Consider the following 22,063-nt stretch of genomic DNA (forward strand, 5'->3'; position numbering starts at 1 on the left):
GCTTATTTTCTGTTTAAGAAAGCAACTCGGCATAACTAGTCACTGGCATCTCTGCTTTAGCGGAAATCATCGTAGCAATTTGCTCTGAGGAGACGTTGCCGATAAATCTAACTAATTCTTCCTGAGATAGAGGGGTTTCTTGCCAGTAGTTGTGACAGAGATCGAGATCGTCTTTATAATGACCAGATTGTTGTAAAATTTTTTCGACAAATACTCCATAAAGAATATATTCCGATACGTGCCAGTTGGCGCAAATAGCCTCAATCCAGCTACGATTATTTTTGGCTTCTAAATAGCGGTGTAACTTTAAAACATTGTCTTTACGCCAGAAAATCAACTGTCCCATGTAGTTATTGACGGGAAACTTAGGCGGTTCTAAACGTAGTAATTTGCTGGCATCATAGTACCATCTAGCCAAATCTGGATTATCGACAGCAACACATTTCGGTTCGCAAAAAAATCTGACGAGATCGCCTCTAATATAATCTTGCAGATCGAACGGGCGAATAAAAAAAACATCAGAATCGGCAAAGACTAAAACATCTTCTGAAACATAATTAGCTACGGTAAGCTTGATCAATTGCTGTACCAACCATCCTCTAAGCGGTAAAGTTTTCCAACTAAACCAAATATTTTTCTTGGTAAATAAAGGAATTCTAACGATCCATTGAGGCAATAAATCTTCTTTATTAAGAACTAGCGTATTGTTAGTTGCCAATGAATTAAATAATTTATAGTCTTGTCGGTCTACGACTATATAGTGCTTGAATAAAGAATTACTATAGCGTTGGATGCTATTTACCAACAGTTGGCATCTCTCGAAATCTGGAGCATAACTAGGCGTTACCAAGCAAATTGATTTTTGTGACATTGAAAAACACCGATTAAGGATCGTAAATACAGATCTTAATTGTTTTCAGCGCATCTATAAACTTTGCCAGATGCTGGTAAGATCGCGATCGTATCGATATACAAATTAAATTAAAGCAGTTAGAGCTATGCCGATAGAGAGCCAAACTTGTCAATTGGTAATCGGAGAGAAGACAGTTGGTTATTCGGAGTGTCTCAATAACTATTAAATTAAGATCGCAAATCTCTAAATGTAAGTTATGGCATTGGCATTTTTATCGGGCGCGATCGCTTGAAAACCTCGAATTGAAACAAAAGTATCGATGAATTTAAACGTTACCCAAAAACTAATCCAATCTCATTTAATTTCTGGCAAGATGACTCCTGGCGCAGAAATCGCTTTACGTATCGACCAATCCCTGACACAAGATGCAACGGGGACGATGGTAATGTTGGAGTTAGAAGCGATGGGACTCAAACAAGTCAAAACAGAGCTTTCGGCTCAATACGTCGATCATAATTTGCTGCAAACTGACTTTAAAAATGCCGACGATCATTTATTTTTACGTTCGGCTTGTCAGAGATTTGGGATTTGGTACAGTCGTCCTGGTAATGGGATTTCTCACGCCGTACACATGGAGCGGTTTGGCGTACCTGGCAAAAGCTTAATTGGTTCTGATAGTCATACCCCTGCAGCAGGCGGGATGGGGATGTTGGCTTTTGGTGCGGGTGGTATCGATGTCGCTATGGCGATCGCTGGCGAACCAATGTATCTCAAGATGCCACAGGTTTTAGGCGTTAAGCTGACTGGTAAGCTACCAGACTGGGTAAGTGCTAAAGACGTAGTTTTAGAGATGTTACGCCGTTACGATGTCGATGGCGGCAGGGGCAAAATTATTGAATATTACGGTCCTGGTCTGGAAAATCTCAGCGCGATGGATCGCCACGTAATTGCCAATATGGGTACGGAATTAGGGGCAACTACTACGGTTTTTCCTTCTGATGAAGAAACCAAAAGATTTTTAATCGCTCAGGGACGGGGAGAAGATTGGGTAGAACTAGTCGCCGACGAAAATGCCCAATACGATCTCACCGAAGAAATTAATCTTGCCGAGTTAGAACCTTTAATCGCCTGTCCCTCTAGTCCTGGTAATGTCGTGCCAGTAAGAGAAGTTGCAGGTCGAGAAGTGTCTCAGGTAGTAGTCGGATCTTCAGCCAATCCTGGCTTGCGAGATTTTTGGATCGTCAGTCAGATGGTAAAGGGCAAAACTATTAACGACCGCGTTTCTTTTGATGTCAATCCTACATCCCGTCAGGCGATCGAGAATTTAGCCGCTATGGGAACGGCGTTTGTAGATTTGATCCATACGGGAGCGAGGTTTCATCAGGCTGGCTGTTTGGGCTGTATCGGCATGGGACAAGCTCCAGCTTCCGAACAAATATCTTTAAGAACTATGCCCCGTAACTTTCCTGGGCGTTCTGGTACTGCCGACGACCGTGTCTATTTGTGCAGCCCTGAAACCGCTGCTGCTTCGGCTCTAACGGGAAAAATTACCGATCCTAGAGATCTGGAGAAACTGTACGACATGAGCTATCCTCAGTTCGAGCCGCCAGAAACAGAAATTATCAATACCGAAATGCTGGTGCCACCTCCTAGCGATGGCAGTAACGTCGAGATAGTAAAAGGACCTAATATCGAATCTTTTCCCGAATTTTCTGCTTTGCCAGACAGTGCCAGCGTTCCCGTCTTACTTAAGGTAGGAGATAACATTTCTACCGATGAAATTTTACCCGCAGGAGCGCAAGTATTGCCATTTCGTAGCAATATTCCCAAAATTAGCGAATTTGTTTACTATTTATTAGATGCAACCTTTGCCGAACGAGCTAGAGAAACCAAAGATGAATATGGCGCTCATGTCTTAGTCGCTGGTGATAACTATGCTCAGGGTTCGAGTCGAGAACACGCGGCGATCGCACCTCGCTATTTAGGGCAAATTGCGGTTATCGCTAAGTCTTATGCTCGTATTGGCTGGCAAAATTTGGTTAATTTTGGCATTCTCCCCTTAGAATTTGTCAATCCCGAAGATTATGACGCTATTGCTGCTGCCGATGAGTTAGTGTTTGAAGGATTGCATCGGGCTTTAAAAGCAGGTGAAAATATTCTCGTCAAACATAAAACTTGCGATCGCACTTACGAGCTTACCTATAGTCTCAGCGAGCGGCAAAGAGAATTAATTTTAGCTGGCGGCTTAATTAACTATTTCAAACAAAATCTAGCTGTTGCGGCACAGTAGCTAGTGCAAAATCTGAGAGAGGAACGCTTGCCACAGTTCCTCTTTCTGGTTATTAAAAAATTCCTGGGGGAGTCTTATTGGCTACTAGGCTACCATCGGCTAAAATGATGCGATCGCGTTACATACAGTAAATCTTTAGGTTCTAATGTTGCTGCGGTCGAATATTTCTCCGTCAGTACCAACACCGAAGATTTTCAATTGGTCTGCATAGGCTTCGATGACGGCAAAACTAAATCTGGAAACAGCATAGGCAGTCCAGTCGGACTTACCTACAGGACGCAGTTTAGCACCAGCACCACAAGTTAAATAAGTTGTCTTACCAATTGGCTTGGTACGCTCGTAATGATGGTCGTGACCATTAAGATATAGTCGAACATTGTAGCGATCGAATAAGGGTGGTAGAGCTTCGACTAGTCTGGCGGTATTACCATGAGCACCAGAAGAATAAACTGGATGATGTCCGAAGACAATTTTCCAGACAGCTGTGGAACGGGCTAAATTTTCTTCTAGCCAAGCTAGCTCTTCCGTCCAGGAGGCATTTGTATTAGTATCGAGAGCAAAAAACTCCACCGCTCCTTCGCTAAAGGTATAGTAACGATCGCTCATGTTATAGCCTCGATACCGAACTTGGTCTTCACCATTGTTAGTTCTAATATCGTGATTGCCCAAAACTGCATAAAAAGGAATATTTTGTTGTCTAAAAACACGATAGGGAGATTCAAAAGCACTAGCAACTTTAGCTATGTCTCCATCCTCATAAATATTGTCTCCCGTCAATAAAAATAACAAGAGGGGATTGAGTTTGTGATAACCCTCCATAGCTTTAGCCACCTCATATTGACTCTTATTTCCCGTCCCCACATCACCTACAGCAGCAAACCGCAGTAAAGGAGTGGTAGAGGCAGAAGTGGAGCTATCTAATCTTACATGAGAACCTAAAGCCAGTCCCAATCCGCTTAGAAACGCTAAAGATAAAAAACTACGTCGCTTCATTAATCAATTGTATTGCTTATATATATTTGTCTAATGTAATTTAGACACAAAAAAGTAACAATTCGCTCGAATTTAAAGATTTTCTGTCAATGGCAAAATTTTGCAGACATTTATTTTCAAGAGATTTTGGCTCAATTTAATTCGCCAAACCATGGCTTTACGAGCATCATAAGCTAAAAAATCTGGCAGTTTAACCAGAGCGATTTCGGTTTGGTATTTCCTTTGCAGGAATTTTTTGAGCAGTCGGTCAACAATAAAAGGTTTCTCGAGCAATAAAGGTCCATGAGCGTAACCCCTCTTTTGTCAAACTGGGTTAAAATCTTAATTTTTTGTTGGCTAAAATGACGTGCTTTCCTGAAAATCTCCCCAAGTGACAGATTAAGGTTATCAATTGAAAAATGCATTCGAACAACATTTTATAAAATAGCCCAACCAGCCTACAATACCCAATAGTTTAAACCCATCTTCAAAGAAAATACGCCAGCTTCCCAAAACTATTTGAATATAATTCTGAAATACATCAATGAACAATGACAACCCAAAAAAGCCAAACGCGATTGCAAGAATAAAATACTTTGTTTTGAGGATAAAATTTTTAAAAGCTATCATCCAAAAAAATATTAGTCCTACATAGCTAACAAGGGTGATTTTCTCATCTATACCTAAATAGTGAGGAAATATGTATTCGTGTAGCATAAAAAAATCGTCTAGCAAAAGTAGCGTGGTTATAAGACCAGAGCTAAGTAAAAACGTTGCAAACCGCTTTTTATTTAAACGATGCCGTAACATTGTCCAGCTAAATAGACATATGGTCGCAGACGCACTCCATAATAAGACTCCAATGTTTGAGGTTAAACCAACTAAAGGACTAAAATCGGCAATATAAGCAGGATCGCGTGTGAACATACCTATAGGAACATTCAACCGTAAGCTAGCAAAAAATACCGCACACAATAAAAGTAACGGTAAAAAATAAAGTAAACAGAGAAAGCGTGTTAACTTTTTGCCTTGAAATACAAATTTACCCCACACGTATTATCCTCTTTGCTAAGTGATAAATTTATTTTTTGGTTATTTTTTAGTTTTTAAATCAATGCAAAATTTGTGCCAGAAACTGCTGTAAGCGTTCTTCTTTTGGGTTGTTAAAAAACTCATGGGGAGTCGTATCGGCTACCAGGCTGCCATCAGCTAAAAAGATAATGCGATCGGCTACTTCACGAGCAAAGCCGACTTCGTGAGTGACGCACACCATTGTCATGCCAGATTCTGCCAGACCGCGCATAACATCTAATACTTCCCTAACCATTTCAGGGTCGAGTGCTGAGGTCGGTTCGTCAAACAGCATCACTTTGGGCTGCATTGCCAAAGCGCGAGCGATCGCCACACGCTGTTGTTGTCCGCCAGAAAGCTGACCTGGATATTTATTGGCTTGATGGGCAATGCCTACTCGTTCTAATAGCTGCATGGCATTGGCATTGGCTTCCGATTTAGATATTCGCCGCAGGTGAGTAGGACCCAAGGTAATATTTTTTAGCACCGTCAGATGGGGAAACAGATTGAATTGTTGAAACACCATCCCTACTTCACGGCGCACTAATTCGATACCTTTATGGTTGTGACCGATAACAGTACCGTCGATTTCAATACTACCTTTTTGATAGGGTTCTAAACCGTTAAAGGTGCGGATAAAGGTAGATTTACCAGAACCAGAAGGACCCATCAGCACTACCACTTCACCTTGGTTAACACTCAGGCTGACTCCTTTGAGGACGTGAAAGCCATTGTCATACCATTTTTCGACATCACGAGCGACGATAATCGGTTGGGTATCTAGGGTAGCCGTACTGGATGAACGCGATTGTGGTTGAAAGTCAGTCATTTTATTGTCCTCAGTTATTGATAGTTTTAGTTAAAGTTCGAGATATTCCCACAGCAACTTACCTACTAAAACCGTAGTTACTGTAATAAAAATTGGTTTGATAAACTTAGCTCCTCTAACAGTAGCCACAGTCGAGCCGATATAAGCACCAACTCCAACCCCAAGCGCGCCAGCAATACCTTCGGGCAAGCTAACCATACCTAAAAGCCAAAAAGATATCAGCGCGATAAGATTAGTCATAAAATTGATAACTTTAGCCGTACCGGTGCCACGCAAAAAATCTAATGACAGAATATACACTAAAGCAAATACTAAAAAAGTCCCCGCTCCAGGACCAAAAAAACCATCGTGAAAGCCAATAATTGCGCCGAAACAGGCTAATTTTAGAATCTGTATCGAACTGTGAGATTGAGCGATCGCTACGTGTGCAGACTTTTCTAAGCCAAAATCAGGTTTGAAGACAACAAACAAAGTAATTGCCACCATCAATAAAATTACAATTGGTTCTGCCCAAGCTGTGGGTAAAAAACCAATCGATCGACTACCAAGCCAAGAACCAAAAACGGCGGGAATACCCATATAAATACAGGCTTGCCAATCGACCTGCTGGGAGCGAGCAAATTCGATCGAACTAGTTAACACGCCACAAGTTCCACAGAGTTTGTTGGTAGCGATCGCGGTTGCTACGGGTAAGCCACTAAAGATTAAACCTGGAATCATAATCATACCGCCACCACCAGCGATCGCATCTACGAAGCCAGCTATAATTCCCGTTAGCAAGATAACGATTAAGATCATTTATAAGCTTTTAGCTGGTTTTCATCGGGAATAAGCTACTTAAGGCTAAACACCAGAAGGAATTACTGCTGGTTCTTCGACAGTAGCGGGTTTGCCCGTACCTCGTTCGAGGCGATCGATTACTCCCGCACCGACACAATCGCCCCAGACGTTAACCGTCGTGCGACAGCGATCGAGGAACCAGTCAATAACTAAGATTAATGAAACACCTTCAATGGGAATATTAACAGCCCTGAGTACAATTACCATCGTTACCAAACCAGCTTCTGGAATTCCCGCCGCGCCAATGGCTGCTAAGGTTGCAGTTAGAAATATAACTACCAGGTGTCCGAAACTCAAGTTGATGCCGTAAATTTGGGCGATAAATACCGCAGCCACAGCTTCATAAAGAGCCGTTCCATCCATATTAATCGTCGCTCCCAAAGGCAGTACAAAATTGGCAATCCGATGGGAAACATGATTTTTTTCGATGACGCATTCCATTGACAGAGGTAAAGTGGCAGAACTGGAGGCAGTAGAAAAAGCCGTAGTTAATGCTGGTAGCATCCTTCTTATATAGACAAAAGGATTGCGTTTGCCGACAAACTTTAAAATTAAAGGTAAAACTACCAAACCGTGAATTAGCAAGGCAACAATTACCGTAGCGGCGTATTTACCCAAACTGGCAAACTCAGCAGCAAAACCGCCAAATCCTCCAGCCTCACCCAAACGTCCTGCAATCAAGGCAGCGATTCCTACAGGAGCGGTAAGTAAAACTAAATCGATAATCCTCATAATGGCATCGTTTAGCCCTTCTACCAAAAGAATTACTCGTTCGCCTCTCTCTCCCAACGTAGTCAGAACGCCACCGAATAACAGCGAAAAGATAATCAACGGCAGTACGTCATTGTCTACCATTGCGCCAAAAAGATTTTGTGGTAATAAGCCAATTATCACTTCTTTGAGAACGGCACCGATAGAGCTTTCTTCTTTACCCTTGATCTTGTCGGCAACTGCCAGATCTATTTGCACCCCTTGACCCGTAGCTTTGGGAGTAACTGATTCTCCTGCGGGATTAGTCCACCCAGTTACGGTAAGACTGCCTTTAGACTGTTGTTCGGGAGCGATGGTACCACGAATCTCGTTTTGGTCTTCAAGCACCGCCATATAGCGATCGTCAAATGGTTTTCTAATGGTTGCGCCATCAAAGCTAATCGTGTTGTCGTTTATTTCATAAGCGACATTCTCTAAAACCTGACCGCCTCTTAAAGCCACACGGTCTGCTTCGGTATCGGCAACTCCTGGCTGAATGATATTAACTAACAGTAAACCTAGTAAAACTGCCAAACCAGTAGTTATGGTATAAAAAATAATTGTTTTACCGCCAATGCCGCCAAGCTGACGCACATCACCCAAACCAGTAATGCTAGCAATCATTGAAGTCATCACCAAAGGGATAACTAACATTAACAAGGCATTAATAAATAGTTCCCCCAGAAAAGCAATAGAAATTCCAACTGCGGGAAGTATTCCACCTACTAAAATACCGATAACGATTCCAATTAATATCGGTATTAACAACGATTTTTGTTGTTGCTGAGTCATTATCTAATTACTTGAAAAAGTATTGAATTAATTATCGAAGTAAAAAATAGATCGTACAGTAAAGTAGACTGCGGTTTTAATACAAATTATTGCTTAAAATTTTTATCTACCTAGCCTCTATACAAAAAACAAATTTGACAAAATTAGACTTAAAACTTTGTCAATGACAAAAGTTTGCTACTATTTTGATTTATCTGTTTTTTTTTAAGTAACAGCAGCTAAATCTTTAGGTAAAGGTTCGCCAAACCACTCTATAGATAATCGATCTAATTCTCCAGACTGCTTGAGATTGGTAATAATGTTGTTAACTTTTGCCAACAGTTCTTCATCTCCTTTACGAATGCCTACATAACAGGGAGAATTTTTCATAATAAATTTCCGCTCGATTTTTTGACCTGGATTGTCTTGAATTAGTTTGGCTGCAACCACATTTCCCGTAGCGATTAAGTTTACCTGACCCGATACCAAAGCCGAAGCCGTCAAACTATTATTGGCATAGCGTTTGATATCTATTTCTTCTGGAGGTATTTTAGATATTTCCAAGTCTTCTAAAGAACCTTGAGCGACACCAACAGTTTGTCCTTTAAGTTCCTCAAAAGAAGCAACTTCAACATTTGGTCTGCCATAAACTCCAGAAAAGAAAGGTGCATAGGGTTGAGAAAAGTCAATAATTGCCGCTCGTTCTTCGTTTTTACCCAGGCTGGAAATGACTAAATCGACTCTGTCTGTTTGTAAAAAAGGAATGCGGTAATTTCCTACCACTGAAACGAGTTCTGAATCTACCCCTAACCCTTTAGCAATGCGGTTTGCTACGTCGATGTCGTAACCTCTGGGTTTCATATCGGTTCCTACCGCACCAAAAGGTGGAAAATCAGCAGGTACGGCAATTTCAATCTTTCCTGCTGCTTGTATGTCATCTAAAGTTCCTGTAGGTGCGACTTGGGCAACATCTTCAGTAGCTACCTTTGCCTGAGATTTTACCGAATCTGACTTGCTCTCAGAACAAGCAGCAATGCTGACAGTTAAAAATAAGCTGACCAAAAATAAGGCAACAAACCTCCTCATCCCGTTAGGAAATAATGCTTTTAAAAACTCTAAAGTCATGGCGATCGCGCTCCTAAGCTTTATAAGATAACTTTTTCTCTAATTGCTGACTCCAGGTAGAGAGGGGATAGCAAATAACAAAATAAATTAAGCCAGCCAGACCAAATATTAATAATGATTGCAGGGTAACGTTGTTAATTAAAGCCGCCGCCCTTGAGAGTTCGGTAAAGCCGATAATTGAAGCGAGAGAAGTTCCTTTGATTACCTGAACTAAAAAACCAATAGTTGGAGCGATGGATAATTTTACCGCCTGGGGCAAAATAATCAGTCGTAGCTGTTGCCAATAGCTAAAACCAATTGCCGCTCCTGCATTCCATTGTCCCTGGGGCAATGCTTCAATCGAGCCACGCCAAATGTCGGCTAAGAAAGCACTGGTAAATCCCGTTAAAGCCAAGGTAGCTGCTGCCAGGGGAGATAAATTTACGCCAAATACCACCGACAGCCCAAAAAAAGCCAGGAATAACTGTAGTAGTAGTGGCGTTCCTTGAAAAAATTCGACATAAATCGTGCTAATCACTCTCAGCCATTTCTTTGAAGAAATCCGCATTAGCATGACGATAAAGCCAACAATACCACCACCAATAAAAGCGATCGCCGAAAGAATTAGCGTCCACTTGGTAGCAATGACTAAATTTATAAATATACGTGAAAGCGTAAAACTATCCATGTTTAAACCACTTTTACCGTGTTTATTTTGAAGCTAGAAGTTTTTATTTTCAACCTAATTTTTTTTGCCTTTTATCTTTTAACTTTTGACTTTTAATTTTTTACTTTTGCCTGGCGGCACTATCTATCGTCTATATTTAGCAAACTCAAATACCTGATTTTCGATCGCAAAAGCCACTCCTTTAATTAGCCAGACAATAACCAAATATAAAAGTGCGATGGTAAAGTAAATTTCAAAACTGCGAAAGGTGCGAGAGTTTAAATAGTCTCCTGCATAAGTCAAGTCTTCTGCCGCGATTTGGGAGACAACGCTAGTAAATAGCACTGCCAGAATTACCTGCCCGATTAAGGCTCGATAGATATTTGCCAGTGCTGGAGGAATAACGATATAGCGGAATACTGCCAGTTTTTTAAAGCCAATTGCCATACCTGCTTCGATCTGACCTTTAGGAATACTTTCAACTCCAGCCCGTACAATTTCTGTAGAATAGGCACCAAAATTTACCGCTAAAGATAGAATTGCCGCCTGTTCTGCCGAAAGCGTAAGACCCAAATTGGGCAAGCCAAAAAAGATAAAAAATAGCTGGATTAAATAGGGAGTGTTGCGAATTATTTCTACATAAGCTAGAGCGATCGCATTAAGTATTTTATTCCCAGAAGTACGACACAAGGAACCTAATATGCCGAGCATTAGCCCGAAGGCGATCGCCAGCACCGAAATTTTTAAAGTCAGCCACGCTCCAGCCAGTAAAACATCAATGTTTTCCCAAATGACAGAAAAATCAAAAGTATAGTTCATCTTTAAATAAAAAGACTGCCTTTTATTATGTAGACTGTATACACAAACTGGCTAAAATAATGTACCAATCTATACGGTTTATTTTTGAGTTTAAAAGGTAACGAGATCGAACAAACTATTGACAAAAAAAGTTACTATACAAAAAATTCTTCATCAATTTTCTTGAGATACAACGTCTCTTCGATTCTACAGCCTACATTGTAGCGAATCATCAGCTTAGTTAATTGTCTACCATCTATTAGTACGATACGTTTACTTAAAAATTCGGCGGTTTCTTTAGCCGAAGCCGAAAAAGTTGAAGTAGTCACAAAAAGACCTTTGCTGGCTTTATGCCGATCTAAACTGCCAAAAAAATCACGAATAGCACCAGAACCTATACTATTACTAGGAATATAACGTTTTGCTTGAATGTAGACGCGATCTAATCCCAAAGCATCTTGGTCGATTACACCATCGACTCCATTGTCCCCACTTCTACCCAAAGCTTTTCCTGCTTCTTGGGTAGAACCTCCGTAACCCATACTTAATGAGCAGGATAATGATTAACCGCTCGAAAAAATCTGGAGGGCTAGCCAGAATGCGATCGAGAATTTCTTCCGCCAGTTCGACTTCAATTTGACTGTGGACGGAGCGGATAATTTCGTCGGGGGTATGACTATCATCGTTACTCGAAATATCTAGAGAATCAGATTCGGTTTTTTGAGAAGATCTATCTCTAAACTGTTTAAAACCATTAAACTGACTAAGAAAGACATTATCAATTTTAGAAGGGAGTGAATCTAATACTTTTTGACCGCACTCTGTAATTCGACAATATCCCCTTTTGGGATACTCCAGTAGTCCCGCTTTTTTTAGATAGGTTTTAGCCCAGCCTACTCGATTAGCAAAAACGGTTTGTTGTCCTGATGGAAGTAGTTCGCTTTGCTCCTCTTCTAAAAGTTTTAAATCTGTTGCCAGCGATTCAACCAAGTCACTCAACCTTATTTCTCCCTGGGCTACAGATTTCAGTACAGGAAGCATTAAAGATTGATAATCTGGTATCGTCACGACAATCTATTCTGTTAGTATTTTTCTTATTTTGCCCAAATCTTGCCAAATAATTAATGTATCAGTTAACAAACTTGCAAATCTAATGAAATGACAAAGACCGCAATTGCAATTTGTCTTTAAAGCAAAGAGCGATACATATTCACAAAACTTCATTTTAAGAAGGTAAAACTATTACAATAAAAACTAAAGCAGAGTTTAAACACAACTATAAAAGGTATATGGCTGCTGCCGTCGTAATCGAACATTTACAAAAAAACTATGGAGATGTCCCTGCTGTTAAAGACATTTCTTTTACTGTCGGACAGGGAGAAATATTTGGTTTACTTGGACCCAATGGTGCGGGTAAAACTACTACAATTCGCTGTTTGTGTACCTTAGCCAAACCCGATGGGGGAAAGATTGAAGTTAGCGGCATTGATGCGATCGCCAAACCTAAAGCGGTACGCAATTGCCTGGGTTATGTGGCGCAAGAAGTAGCGATCGATAAAGTGCTAACGGGTAGGGAGTTACTAAAACTGCAAGCCGCACTCTATCATCTCCCCAAACAGGGAATGAAGCAGAGAATCGATGGTTTAATTGAAGTTTTAGGCTTGACTGACTACGCCGATAAAAAAACTGGTACCTATTCGGGGGGTATCCGCAAGCGGTTGGATTTGGCAGCAGGTTTGTTACACCAGCCAGAAGTATTAGTTTTAGACGAACCTACTGTTGGCTTAGATATTGAAAGCCGCATGGTCGTCTGGGAATTTTTACGGCAGTTAAAAGCAGCGGGAACAACCGTATTAATTACCAGTCACTATTTAGAAGAAATCGACGCTCTAGCCGATCGCCTGGCAATTATTGGCGATGGATTGATTATCGATGAAGGTAGCCCTTCAGAGTTAAAAGATAAGCTTGGTGGCGATCGCGTCACTTTACGCATCCGCGAGTTTACTCCTGACACCGAAGCCGACAAAGCTAAGCACATTTTGGAATCTTTACCCTTTGTCGAAGAAGTTATTATTAATAAAGTGCAAGGTAATACAATTAATTTAATCGTAAGTTCTGGACAGAGTTCTCTGAGTAAAATCGAGCAGTCTTTAGCCGAAGTAGATCTTCCTACCTTTAGCCTCGCTCAATCTCGCCCCAGTCTCGATGACGTTTATCTAGCAGCTACAGGACTAACCCTAATGGATGCAGAAATGGCGGCAGCGAGTACTAGAGATCTCAAAAAAGAGAAAAAACAGCAAATGAAGTAATTATTTAAAAAATCTGTAGGGATAAAAGATTATTTGCCCAAATTTCAATAATTTAATTAATAGGAGAGCGATAAATATTATGGATGCCAGTCAAAATATACAGTCTGTATTAGCCCCCAATTCGGCAATTGACCAACGAACCGCATATCAACCGAGTCCGATTAAGGATTTCGTTCAAGAAACTTCGGCACTTACAAAACGTCTATTTATTCAACTGCAACGCCGTCCTTCGACTTTAATTGCAGGCATCATTCAACCCTTTATGTGGTTGGTTTTGTTTGGCGCGTTATTTAGCAAAGCTCCTCAAGGGCTATTTGGTAACGACCTCAGTTATGCCAAATTCTTAGCACCAGGAGTAATTGTCTTTACGGCATTTTCTGGCGCATTAAATGCAGGTTTGCCCGTAATGTTCGATCGCGAGTTTGGTTTTCTCAACCGTTTATTGGTTGCTCCCCTGTCAACACGCTATTCGATTGTTGCCGCGTCAACTATCTATATAATCGCTCTTAGCGTGATTCAAACGGCAGTAATCATTGGTGCCAGTGCCTTTTTAGGTGCGGGACTGCCAGGGATTGCTGGCTTAAGCGCGATCGCGGCAATTGTATTTTTAATTGTTTTGGGTGTAACGGCACTCAGTCTCGGTTTGGCTTTTGCCCTCCCAGGACACATCGAACTAATTGCAGTAGTATTTGTGACTAACTTACCTCTCTTGTTTGCCAGTACCGCACTAGCTCCTTTAGACTTTATGGCAGGTTGGCTACAGGTTATTGCCAGTCTCAACCCTCTAACTTATGCGATCGAACCAATTCGCTACATCTACCAACACGGAGATTGGGCAATTGGCAGCATCGTCATGGATACCCCCTGGCTGGGATTTAGCTTTGGAGGTGTTATTCTAGTGTTGTTAGCTTTTGATGCATTAGTTCTAGCAATCATTCAGCCAGTATTGCGCCGTCGTTTTGCTTAATTTTATCTGAATTTATATCGATCGTAAGAGGTTAAAAAAATGCCAATTAATAAAAGTTTTTGGTTGCTAGTAGGTACGGTAGTTACCTTAGTAGGTTCTAGTTTGAATTTAGCCGCTATGGCGCAATACCGCGAACCCAACGATGCCAATTATCCATCTAATGAAAAAGACTCTTTATATGGTGAGGGAGTTACGGGAATTAATCCTATGGAATTAATTCACCGCGCCAACTTGAGAAATGGTCGTACTCCTGAAGAGTTTCAACAAGAATCTCGAGGACAAATTAATAATTCTGCTCAAGAATTTAAAATGCAGCAGCAGAGAATGTTAGAGCAACAGCGAGCGCCAGACACTGAAAACACCGCTCAATAGGCGATCGCCTATGGTTTGTATTCGAACTTAAAAAGCCTGTGAAAGCGGGCTTTTTTTTATTAGCAGTTTTCTTTTGTGTTGTTATCCAGCCTAAATTTGGGAATGCTAAGGCTAAATAGCCACGAGCTTTCTCATTAATGCTAAATCAGTCTGCTAATTCCAAAAGTCTCGCACTTCTTAGAGAAGCTTTTACATCCCTATTGCCAATTGTTCTAATAATGAATATTTTGGTTTTGCTTTCTGGCTTGACTGGTTTACTAGAAAGTTGGGGAATTAATACAGCATCTGCCATTAACGGAAATGAAATTAACCGTCTGTATTTCTTTTTGATACCCTTATTTTTAAATATATCCCTCAGTATTCTGCTTGCAAAAGAGAAAGACCTGGATAGAATTGGTACTATTCTGATTTCTATGGTTTGTTTTTTCAGAATATCGGGGTTTTTAGCAATTGATGAATCGGGTCAACTTTTCTCCTATCATAGTTCGATTCTTACTAGTATCCCCTGTACCTGGTTTGCTGTAAGTCTACTGCACTATTTTTCAAAATTTTCTCAATTTCGCTTTATTAAGTATCAGACAGATATCAGCCCCCGTCTCAAGAAAACTGTAAATCTTTTGATTCCTGGTTTACTAAGCGTTCTATGTTTTGAAGCGGTGGGACAACTGCTCAGAATGTTGCTGGCATTAGCCATTATACCTTTGTTAACTCAGGCTGTTCCCAAATTTAGACAGATTGGTGAAATTCGAGAACTCATTTTGTACAAAACAATTTCGCTTCTAACTTGGTTTTTGGGGGTACACGGGGAACATAGTGCCGATGGTTTATTTCGACTTCTTAAGGGTGTTCCGTCTGGAGAAATCTCTAGTCTTCGGCTAAAAACTTTTCATGATGTATTTATGAACATAGGTGGTTCTGGAGCGACATTGGTAATTCCATTACTGGTTCTTTTCTCCAAAAGGACAACTTCTTTTAAATCGCTCGCTCGTCTTAGCCTGCCCTTTTCACTATTTAACGTTAACGAAATCCTGCTGTTTGGGTTGCCAATTATTCTCAACCCTATTTTTTTTATTCCGTTTTTTGTCGTTCCATTTGTTAATATGGCGATCGCTTTGATAGCAGTGCATTTTGGAGTATTTGCGATCGCACCAGTTACGATTCACTGGATGTCACCACCTCTCTATAGTGCCTATATTTCCACTAACGGTTCGGTATGGGCAGTGATTACACAACTGCTCTGTATGGCGATCGATGGTTGTATTTACTATCCTTTCCTAGTCTTTGCCAGTTATCAATTTAAGACTCCGCTTCACTTACTAAAACTTCTGGGGGAGGATGCCTATAGTTTTGTCAATGAAGAGATCGAGCGTCAAGAAGAACGCTTATTTGCCACCCAGCAAATGGCGATGCTAAATAGTATGACTTCGGCACAGCAGCTATTACAACAATTACGAGGTGGACAGTTTTTGCTCTATTTTCAACCAAAGGTAGATGCCAAAACATTTAAATTAGTTGGTCTGGAGGCATTACTGCGGTTTCAAGATGCCACAGGAAAAATCAGACCTCCGACTTTTTTGCCCGTTCTCTATCAACAAGGTCTATCAAAGGCAGTAGACGAGAAGGTAGTAAATTTGGCGTTCGAGTATGTGCTGCGGTGGCGAGCTATGGGACTATTAGTTCCCCCAATTAGTATCAATTTTGATAAAGATTTTTTGTTAGATTCACAAGCAGTACGCAATTTTATTGCCAGAGCCAAAGAACAAAAAATTTGTTTTTATATTGAAATTACCGAGCATACTTATACGGTAGAGTTAGAAGCTTTAAAATCAGTGACTCGTCAGTTGCGAGAGGCAGGTCATCTAATTTCTATTGATGATTTTGGCGCAGGCTATTCTTCTTTGACCAGTTTGTTAGTCTTAGAAGCAGATGAAATAAAGTTAGACCGTAAGTTAGTAGTTTGCCCTCAAGATGATGAAGAGCGGGGGCAGATATTATTGGCATCAAGTATAAAGTTATGCCACGATTTGGGATTTTTGGTAGTAGCAGAAGGGGTAGAAACAATTGCCCAGTTGCAGATTGTTCGAGATTGTGGGGCAGATTTCATACAGGGGTATTATTTTGGTAAGCCGATGAATCCCGATTTTGTGAGTGATTTGTTTCTCAAAAAAAAGAAACGGAAAAAAGATCGCCGTCAATATAACTTTAAAGACAATTAAATTAGCAATCTCAAACCCGCTACCAAGAGGTCGTCTGAAAAGTAAATAAAGTAATGCTGCTGATTGAAAATATTCCTTTTCGTACCAATTTATTTATTTCAAAATCAAAACTGGACAGGGAGAGAGCCGCACTACACGCTCTGCTACCGAGCCTAGTAGAAAGCGACTTACACCTTTGCGTCCGTGAGAAGGCATAATAATTAAATCCGCGCCAATTTCTGCGGCATAGTCTACAATTTCGGTACTAGGGTCGCCGATCGCTACGCTAATTTTTGCTCCGCTATAGCCCATCTCCTCAAGCTTGGTTTGCAAAAAATCGCTGACTTTATGCTTGCGTTCGTCATCATTTAGAGTATTCCACATCGCTGCTGGATCGGCTGGATGGAGAGGGGTCAGAACGTGAATCAGATTAAGATAGGCAATATCTTCGACGTATTCTTTAGCAGTAGCGATCGCCTGATAGGATAGTTCTGAAAAATCGATGGGAATGAGAACAGATTTTTTAATAACGCTCATAATTTTATCCTCTATTTCAATACGGGTTCTTTGACTTTTGTTGTCTCTGCTAACATTTCCCCAGACTTGAGGCGAGACATATAGTTATTTAACTCTCTAGCAATTAATCCCGACATTAGGAAACAGCCTAATAAATTGGGTAGAGACATGGCTAGTGCCAGAATATCGCTAAAATCGAGTACGGGACCTAGATTAACTACCGAACCGACAAAGACGCAGATTAGAAATAAAATTTTATAGGCGTTAGTGGTACTATCACCAAACAAAAATCCCCATGCCTGCTGTCCGTAATAACTCCAGGAAATCATCGTCGAAAGGGCAAATAAAAATCCCGCTACGGCAATTACGTAGGGAAACCAACTAATAACCGTGGCAAAGGATGCTGCTGAAAGTTGCGCTCCGTCTAAGTCTATAGCGTTAGGATCGGCGTAAACCCCTGTCAGAACGATGACAATTGCCGTTAAATTACAAATAAACATCGTGTCGATAAACGGCTCTAACAAAGCTACCACACCTTCTCTAACTGGCTCGTCGGTACGAGCCGCAGAATGGGCGATCGCGGCAGATCCCAATCCCGCCTCGTTAGAAAAAGCCGCTCGTTGAAACCCAATGACAATTGCGCCAATAGCTCCACCCGCTACGGCTTCAGGACTAAAAGCAGTAGTAATAATTGTAGCGATCGCTGCTGGTATTGAGGTAATATTAACCAGCATTACCCACAAGCAAGCTAGAGTATAAATTACCGCCATTACAGGAACCAGGACTCCAGCAACCGCACCGATACGTTCGATACCGCCGATAATCACTAGCCCAACTACAGCCGCCAGAATAATGCCAAACAACCAGCTAAGATTCTCAAAAAACGGCAAGACATTAGATACTGCGGCAAAAGCCTGATTTGCCTGAAACATATTACCAATGCCCAGGCTGCCAACGGCGCAGAAAACCGCAAAAATCACCGCCAATGCCTTACCCAAACCAGCCATATTCATCGCCGATAAACCGCGAGAGAGGTAGTACATTGGACCACCGCCAACCGTACCATCGGGTTTAATAATGCGATATTTCTGACCGAGAGTACATTCGGCAAACTTACTCGACATACCCAAAAAMCCCGCCATAGTCATCCAAAAAGCTGCCCCTGGACCACCCAGACGAATCGCGATCGCAACTCCCGCAATATTACCAATGCCTACCGTACCAGAAAGAGCGGCAGCGAGTGCCTGAAAATGAGAAACATCACCTTCATCTTCGGGATCGTCAAATTTGCCCCGCACTACGTCGATGGCGTGTTTGAAGGCGCGAATATTAATAAATTTTAGCCGTAAGGTAAAAAATATGCCTCCAGCAATCAGCCAGAGGACAATCAACGGCATTCCATTTTCGCCACCGATTTTAAAGTAGAAAAACAGATTTAGAACATCGACAATTTTTTGAAATACTGCTTCAATGCCACCTAAAAAACCACCAGGGGTTGCTTCTTCCTGCGCCAGGGCGATTTGGGGAATTAAAATTATAGATAAAAAGAAAAACCAAAAATATTTTTTAGATTGCAACCATAGTTGTTTCATGATTTATTATTTGGTTGAATTGTGACTTTTTTAACCGCTTCGTGGTAGCTATTAGCTCTAAGCTTTTTTTTAATACTTACGCAAGTCAAATAGACTTTAAACCTGCAATATATAAGCGATTCTCTGTTAGATGAGGTACATTTTAATGGAGTTAGAGAACAGGGAACAGGAAAAGAAATTTTTAGGTTTTTAATCTGAGTTTGTATTTGTACTTCATTGATTTGAAAACCGCTACAAAAACGCTGTTAATTGGCTTAAAATGCTATTTCTACGAATTTTGTTTTTAAGCTTGCAATTATTTATTTAAAAAAACTGTCACCAAATATACGAGAATATTTCAATTTCTCAAAAGTTTTGTAAACACAAAAACTCTTGAAAAGCATCAAACAATAAACAGTTTCTAATTTTACGCATTTTTAGCAGTTATTCTATGCTTTAAGTTAAAAAATGTATGAGATTCAATTTAATAAAAAATACAATCGTTCTTTTTCTGGAAAGATTAAATTAGCAATCTCGCCCCCGCTATCAACAGTAAAGCTAGAGTAATACGCCTGAAAATAATGGGATTTAGCTTATTAGAAAATATTATTCCCAGCCAGAGTCCAACACTAAAAGCAGGAAGGCTATAAATGGCAAACTTCCAAACAGATATGGTTATATTCCCCTGCCAGCCGTGAGCGATCGCAGCAAGTACGGAACTAAAAAAAAATAAAGCGGTTAAATTACCTTTAAATTCTTCAGGAGTCCAGTGACGACAATTGGCGTAGACAATTAGTGGGGGACCGTTAATTGTATAAGCACCATTGAGAATACCCGATATCCCGCCAAACAAATAAGCCCAGATTTGCGACTTTAATTTGGGTAGAGTCAAATCGAACCAATCGTAAAGTACGTAGCTGACAATTAAAATTCCCAATCCTTTTAGAGCAATGGTTTCGGGAATGAGGTCGAGAAAATAAATGCCTATTGGAGTGGCAATTAAGGAGGCAATAGTCAGTCTTCCTACAGCTTTAAAACTAGAACCACGCCGATAATAGTACCAGATTATTGAATTGCCAACTATAGTAACCAGGGTAACTAAGGGTACTGAGGTATGTAAACCGACAATTCTAGGTAAAAAAGACATGGCAACAATAGAAAAACCAAAGCCAGTTATGCTATGGGTTAAAGCCGCCAGAAAAATAATACTGCTTACTACTAAATATTCATTGCTGTAGATATCCATTTTTTGAAGTCAAAAGTCAAAAGTTAAAAGCGGCGAGACCCCACTGAGGTTTCCTCAGCAAGGGAACGCTCGCCAAGAAGTCAAAAGTAAGATGCAGCAAAGTTCGTGTAAATTATTTTTAATAATTAGTGATTTGCTGGTTTGTCTATGCACTTTTGATAGTTGGTATAATTTACTTCCTCTATTTCAATACGGGTTCTCTGACTTTTTCATTTTCTGCTAGCATTTCCCCAGACTTGAGGCGAGACATATAGCTTTTTAGATCGCGAGCAATGACACCAGATAAGAGAAAACAGCCTAATAAATTGGGTACAGACATAGCCAAGACTAAAATATCGCTGAATTGTAAAACTAAATCGAGATTGATTACCGAGCCGATAAATACACAGGCTAAAAAGATTATTTTGTAAATGTTGACGGTGCGATCGCCAAAAAGAAAAGCCCAAGATAGTTGTCCGTAATAGCTCCAGGAAATCATAGTTGAAAGGGCAAATAAAAATCCAGCCAAAGCAATTACATAGGGAAACCAGCTAATAACTGTCGCAAACGATGCTGCCGAAAGCTGCGCTCCGTCAAGATCTGTGGCGGTGGGATCGGCATAAACGCCAGTTAGAACAATCGTCATCGCCGTTAGGTTACAAATAAATATCGTGTCGATAAACGGCTCTAGCAAAGCTACTATACCTTCTCTAACTGGTTCGTCGGTACGTGCTGCTGCATGAGCCGTCGCTGCCGTACCAATGCCAGCCTCGTTAGAAAAAACCGCTCGTTGGAATCCAATTACAATTACTCCCAAGGCTCCTCCCGCAACTGCTTCTGGACTAAAGGCAGTAGTAACAATAGTAGCGATCGCTCCAGGAATTGAGGTAAATTTGACTAGCATTACCCAAACACAAGCTATGGTGTAAATTACCGCCATTAAAGGTACTAATATTTCAGCTACTGCTGCAATACGCTGAATTCCGCCCAAAATCACCAGCCCAACTGCTGTTGTCAACAGAATGCCAAACAGCCAACTGTAGTTAGCAAAAAAAGGTATTACGTTGGATACTGCTGCATAAGCCTGATTTGACTGGAACATATTTCCCGTTCCCAAAGCACCAATAGCACAAAAGATAGCAAACATTACTCCAAGTCCCTTACCCAAGCGATTCATACCGATAGAAGACAAGCCCCGAGATAGGTAGTACATCGGTCCACCGCCCACCGTACCATCGGGCTTGATAATGCGGTATTTTTGACCCAGGGTACATTCGGCAAACTTACTCGACATCCCCAAAAAACCAGCCATAGTCATCCAAAATGCCGCTCCAGGTCCACCCATCCGTATAGCGATCGCCACACCAGCAATGTTACCGATTCCTACCGTACCAGAAAGGGCTGCGGATAAAGCTTGGAAATGAGAAACGTCTCCTTCATCTTCATCATCGTCAAACTTACCCCGCACCACGTCAATAGCGTGTGTGAAAGCACGAAGATTAATAAACTTAAGTCTAAAAGTAAAAAAGATGCCTCCAGCAATTAACCACAGAACAATTAGTGGCATCCCATTTTCACCACCAATTTTAAAGTACAAAAACAGGTTGAGAATATCGACAATTTTTTGAAATGCTGCTTCAAATCCTCCTGAAAAATTACCAGAAGCAGATTTTTCTTGTCCCCAAGCAATTTGAGGTATTAAAACTATAAACAGAATTAAAACCCAAAAATATTTTTTAGGCTGTAGCCATAATTGTTTCATGATTTTTTATCTAAATTAAATTGCAATTTCGCTCGATTCTTTAAACAGAAAATGTTCAACAATAAAATAAACATTTATACATAACGTAAATTGCCACAACTTCCTATATTTTGATTTTAAGCTTGCAATTGTTTGTCCAAAAAAACTGTTGTTAAATATACAATATGTACTCGATCGCAATAGAATATTCGAAATTTACAA

Annotated in this window: 20 protein-coding genes; 5 read left to right on the forward strand and 15 right to left on the reverse strand. The window is 40.7% G+C overall.

The genetic code is table 11. From position 1 onward, the window contains the following. Positions 1–13 precede the first annotated feature (13 nt). A complete protein-coding gene (locus KV40_RS00375) occupies positions 14–871 on the reverse strand; it encodes a DUF6492 family protein (RefSeq protein ID WP_036476688.1) in 858 nt (285 codons plus the stop codon). Positions 872–1,172: 301 nt separating this feature from the next. On the opposite strand from KV40_RS00375, the gene KV40_RS00380 reads away from it, so the two are divergent. After that, on the forward strand, positions 1,173–3,143 hold the full coding sequence (locus KV40_RS00380) for an aconitate hydratase (RefSeq protein ID WP_036476690.1): 1,971 nt from the start codon (positions 1,173–1,175) through the stop codon (positions 3,141–3,143). A 135-nt stretch (positions 3,144–3,278) separates the two neighbouring features. Here the strand turns inward: KV40_RS00380 and KV40_RS00385 are convergent, their stop codons facing one another. The 10 genes from KV40_RS00385 to KV40_RS35920 all read right to left on the reverse strand — a co-directional run bounded on the left by KV40_RS00385 (position 3,279) and on the right by KV40_RS35920 (position 12,013). Continuing rightward, on the reverse strand, positions 3,279–4,136 hold the full coding sequence (locus KV40_RS00385; protein ID WP_036476693.1) for a metallophosphoesterase: 858 nt from the start codon (positions 4,134–4,136) through the stop codon (positions 3,279–3,281). 387 nt (positions 4,137–4,523) lie between these two features. Then, positions 4,524–5,168, reverse strand: a complete 645-nt coding sequence (locus KV40_RS00395) for a hypothetical protein (protein WP_036476699.1) — start codon at positions 5,166–5,168, stop codon at positions 4,524–4,526. 58 nt (positions 5,169–5,226) lie between these two features. Next, on the reverse strand, positions 5,227–6,015 hold the full coding sequence (locus KV40_RS00400) for an amino acid ABC transporter ATP-binding protein (RefSeq protein ID WP_036476701.1): 789 nt from the start codon (positions 6,013–6,015) through the stop codon (positions 5,227–5,229). Positions 6,016–6,045: 30 nt separating this feature from the next. Further along, a complete protein-coding gene (locus tag KV40_RS00405; RefSeq protein WP_036476705.1) occupies positions 6,046–6,813 on the reverse strand; it encodes a TSUP family transporter in 768 nt (255 codons plus the stop codon). A gap of 45 nt (positions 6,814–6,858) precedes the next feature. After that, complete coding sequence (locus tag KV40_RS00410; RefSeq protein WP_052055212.1) at positions 6,859–8,397, reverse strand: dicarboxylate/amino acid:cation symporter; 1,539 nt, start codon at positions 8,395–8,397, stop codon at positions 6,859–6,861. A gap of 204 nt (positions 8,398–8,601) precedes the next feature. Next, positions 8,602–9,501 carry a transporter substrate-binding domain-containing protein gene (locus KV40_RS00415; protein WP_036476708.1) on the reverse strand — a complete coding sequence of 300 codons (900 nt, stop codon included), beginning with the start codon at positions 9,499–9,501 and terminating at the stop codon, positions 8,602–8,604. A gap of 13 nt (positions 9,502–9,514) precedes the next feature. Beyond that, a complete protein-coding gene (locus KV40_RS00420) occupies positions 9,515–10,168 on the reverse strand; it encodes an amino acid ABC transporter permease (RefSeq protein WP_036476711.1) in 654 nt (217 codons plus the stop codon). Between the two features lie 123 nt (positions 10,169–10,291). Further along, entirely contained in the window at positions 10,292–10,966 is a 675-nt protein-coding gene (locus KV40_RS00425; RefSeq protein WP_036476713.1) for an amino acid ABC transporter permease, read from the reverse strand. Positions 10,967–11,100: 134 nt separating this feature from the next. Next, positions 11,101–11,487, reverse strand: a complete 387-nt coding sequence (locus tag KV40_RS35915) for a restriction endonuclease (protein ID WP_216595472.1) — start codon at positions 11,485–11,487, stop codon at positions 11,101–11,103. After that, on the reverse strand, positions 11,441–12,013 hold the full coding sequence (locus tag KV40_RS35920) for a winged helix-turn-helix domain-containing protein (RefSeq protein ID WP_216595473.1): 573 nt from the start codon (positions 12,011–12,013) through the stop codon (positions 11,441–11,443). The genes KV40_RS35915 and KV40_RS35920 overlap by 47 nt, the downstream gene beginning before the upstream one ends. 221 nt (positions 12,014–12,234) lie before the next feature. Here KV40_RS35920 and KV40_RS00435 point away from each other — a divergent pair, with 221 nt between their 5' ends. From KV40_RS00435 to KV40_RS00450, 4 genes are all read left to right on the forward strand, one after another. Further along, positions 12,235–13,254, forward strand: a complete 1,020-nt coding sequence (locus KV40_RS00435; RefSeq protein WP_036476715.1) for a daunorubicin resistance protein DrrA family ABC transporter ATP-binding protein — start codon at positions 12,235–12,237, stop codon at positions 13,252–13,254. 79 nt (positions 13,255–13,333) lie between these two features. After that, on the forward strand, positions 13,334–14,221 hold the full coding sequence (locus KV40_RS00440; protein WP_036476716.1) for an ABC transporter permease: 888 nt from the start codon (positions 13,334–13,336) through the stop codon (positions 14,219–14,221). Between the two features lie 39 nt (positions 14,222–14,260). Next, positions 14,261–14,593, forward strand: coding sequence for a hypothetical protein (locus tag KV40_RS00445; protein ID WP_036476718.1), 333 nt, complete (start codon positions 14,261–14,263; stop codon positions 14,591–14,593). A 137-nt stretch (positions 14,594–14,730) separates the two neighbouring features. Next, on the forward strand, positions 14,731–16,809 hold the full coding sequence (locus KV40_RS00450; protein WP_052055213.1) for an EAL domain-containing protein: 2,079 nt from the start codon (positions 14,731–14,733) through the stop codon (positions 16,807–16,809). A gap of 93 nt (positions 16,810–16,902) precedes the next feature. Here the strand turns inward: KV40_RS00450 and KV40_RS00455 are convergent, their stop codons facing one another. The 4 genes from KV40_RS00455 to KV40_RS00470 form a co-directional block, all read right to left on the reverse strand. Continuing rightward, positions 16,903–17,325, reverse strand: coding sequence for a universal stress protein (locus KV40_RS00455; RefSeq protein WP_036476720.1), 423 nt, complete (start codon positions 17,323–17,325; stop codon positions 16,903–16,905). A gap of 11 nt (positions 17,326–17,336) precedes the next feature. Further along, entirely contained in the window at positions 17,337–18,896 is a 1,560-nt protein-coding gene (locus KV40_RS00460; RefSeq protein ID WP_036476721.1) for a sodium:alanine symporter family protein, read from the reverse strand. A 499-nt stretch (positions 18,897–19,395) separates the two neighbouring features. Next, positions 19,396–20,121: a sulfite exporter TauE/SafE family protein gene (locus tag KV40_RS00465; protein WP_036476723.1), complete on the reverse strand. Its 726-nt coding sequence runs from the start codon at positions 20,119–20,121 to the stop codon at positions 19,396–19,398. 181 nt (positions 20,122–20,302) lie between these two features. Next, complete coding sequence (locus KV40_RS00470) at positions 20,303–21,862, reverse strand: sodium:alanine symporter family protein (protein ID WP_036476730.1); 1,560 nt, start codon at positions 21,860–21,862, stop codon at positions 20,303–20,305. Positions 21,863–22,063 lie beyond the last annotated feature (201 nt).

Source organism: Myxosarcina sp. GI1, assembly GCF_000756305.1.
Taxonomy (GTDB): domain Bacteria; phylum Cyanobacteriota; class Cyanobacteriia; order Cyanobacteriales; family Xenococcaceae; genus Myxosarcina.

What these genes read in the sequence shown, in the direction of transcription:
- KV40_RS00450 (WP_052055213.1), top strand. Translation starts at nt 14,731, where the DNA reads ATGCTAAATCAGTCTGCTAATTCCAAAAGTCTCGCACTTCTTAGAGAA.
- KV40_RS00405 (WP_036476705.1), bottom strand. Translation starts at nt 6,813, where the DNA reads ATGATCTTAATCGTTATCTTGCTAACGGGAATTATAGCTGGCTTCGTA.
- KV40_RS00425 (WP_036476713.1), bottom strand. Translation starts at nt 10,966, where the DNA reads ATGAACTATACTTTTGATTTTTCTGTCATTTGGGAAAACATTGATGTT.
- KV40_RS00445 (WP_036476718.1), top strand. Translation starts at nt 14,261, where the DNA reads ATGCCAATTAATAAAAGTTTTTGGTTGCTAGTAGGTACGGTAGTTACC.
- KV40_RS00375 (WP_036476688.1), bottom strand. Translation starts at nt 871, where the DNA reads ATGTCACAAAAATCAATTTGCTTGGTAACGCCTAGTTATGCTCCAGAT.
- KV40_RS00400 (WP_036476701.1), bottom strand. Translation starts at nt 6,015, where the DNA reads ATGACTGACTTTCAACCACAATCGCGTTCATCCAGTACGGCTACCCTA.
- KV40_RS00435 (WP_036476715.1), top strand. Translation starts at nt 12,235, where the DNA reads ATGGCTGCTGCCGTCGTAATCGAACATTTACAAAAAAACTATGGAGAT.
- KV40_RS00385 (WP_036476693.1), bottom strand. Translation starts at nt 4,136, where the DNA reads ATGAAGCGACGTAGTTTTTTATCTTTAGCGTTTCTAAGCGGATTGGGA.
- KV40_RS00415 (WP_036476708.1), bottom strand. Translation starts at nt 9,501, where the DNA reads ATGACTTTAGAGTTTTTAAAAGCATTATTTCCTAACGGGATGAGGAGG.
- KV40_RS00380 (WP_036476690.1), top strand. Translation starts at nt 1,173, where the DNA reads ATGAATTTAAACGTTACCCAAAAACTAATCCAATCTCATTTAATTTCT.
- KV40_RS00420 (WP_036476711.1), bottom strand. Translation starts at nt 10,168, where the DNA reads ATGGATAGTTTTACGCTTTCACGTATATTTATAAATTTAGTCATTGCT.
- KV40_RS00410 (WP_052055212.1), bottom strand. Translation starts at nt 8,397, where the DNA reads ATGACTCAGCAACAACAAAAATCGTTGTTAATACCGATATTAATTGGA.
- KV40_RS00455 (WP_036476720.1), bottom strand. Translation starts at nt 17,325, where the DNA reads ATGAGCGTTATTAAAAAATCTGTTCTCATTCCCATCGATTTTTCAGAA.
- KV40_RS00440 (WP_036476716.1), top strand. Translation starts at nt 13,334, where the DNA reads ATGGATGCCAGTCAAAATATACAGTCTGTATTAGCCCCCAATTCGGCA.
- KV40_RS00465 (WP_036476723.1), bottom strand. Translation starts at nt 20,121, where the DNA reads ATGGATATCTACAGCAATGAATATTTAGTAGTAAGCAGTATTATTTTT.
- KV40_RS35915 (WP_216595472.1), bottom strand. Translation starts at nt 11,487, where the DNA reads ATGGGTTACGGAGGTTCTACCCAAGAAGCAGGAAAAGCTTTGGGTAGA.
- KV40_RS00470 (WP_036476730.1), bottom strand. Translation starts at nt 21,862, where the DNA reads ATGAAACAATTATGGCTACAGCCTAAAAAATATTTTTGGGTTTTAATT.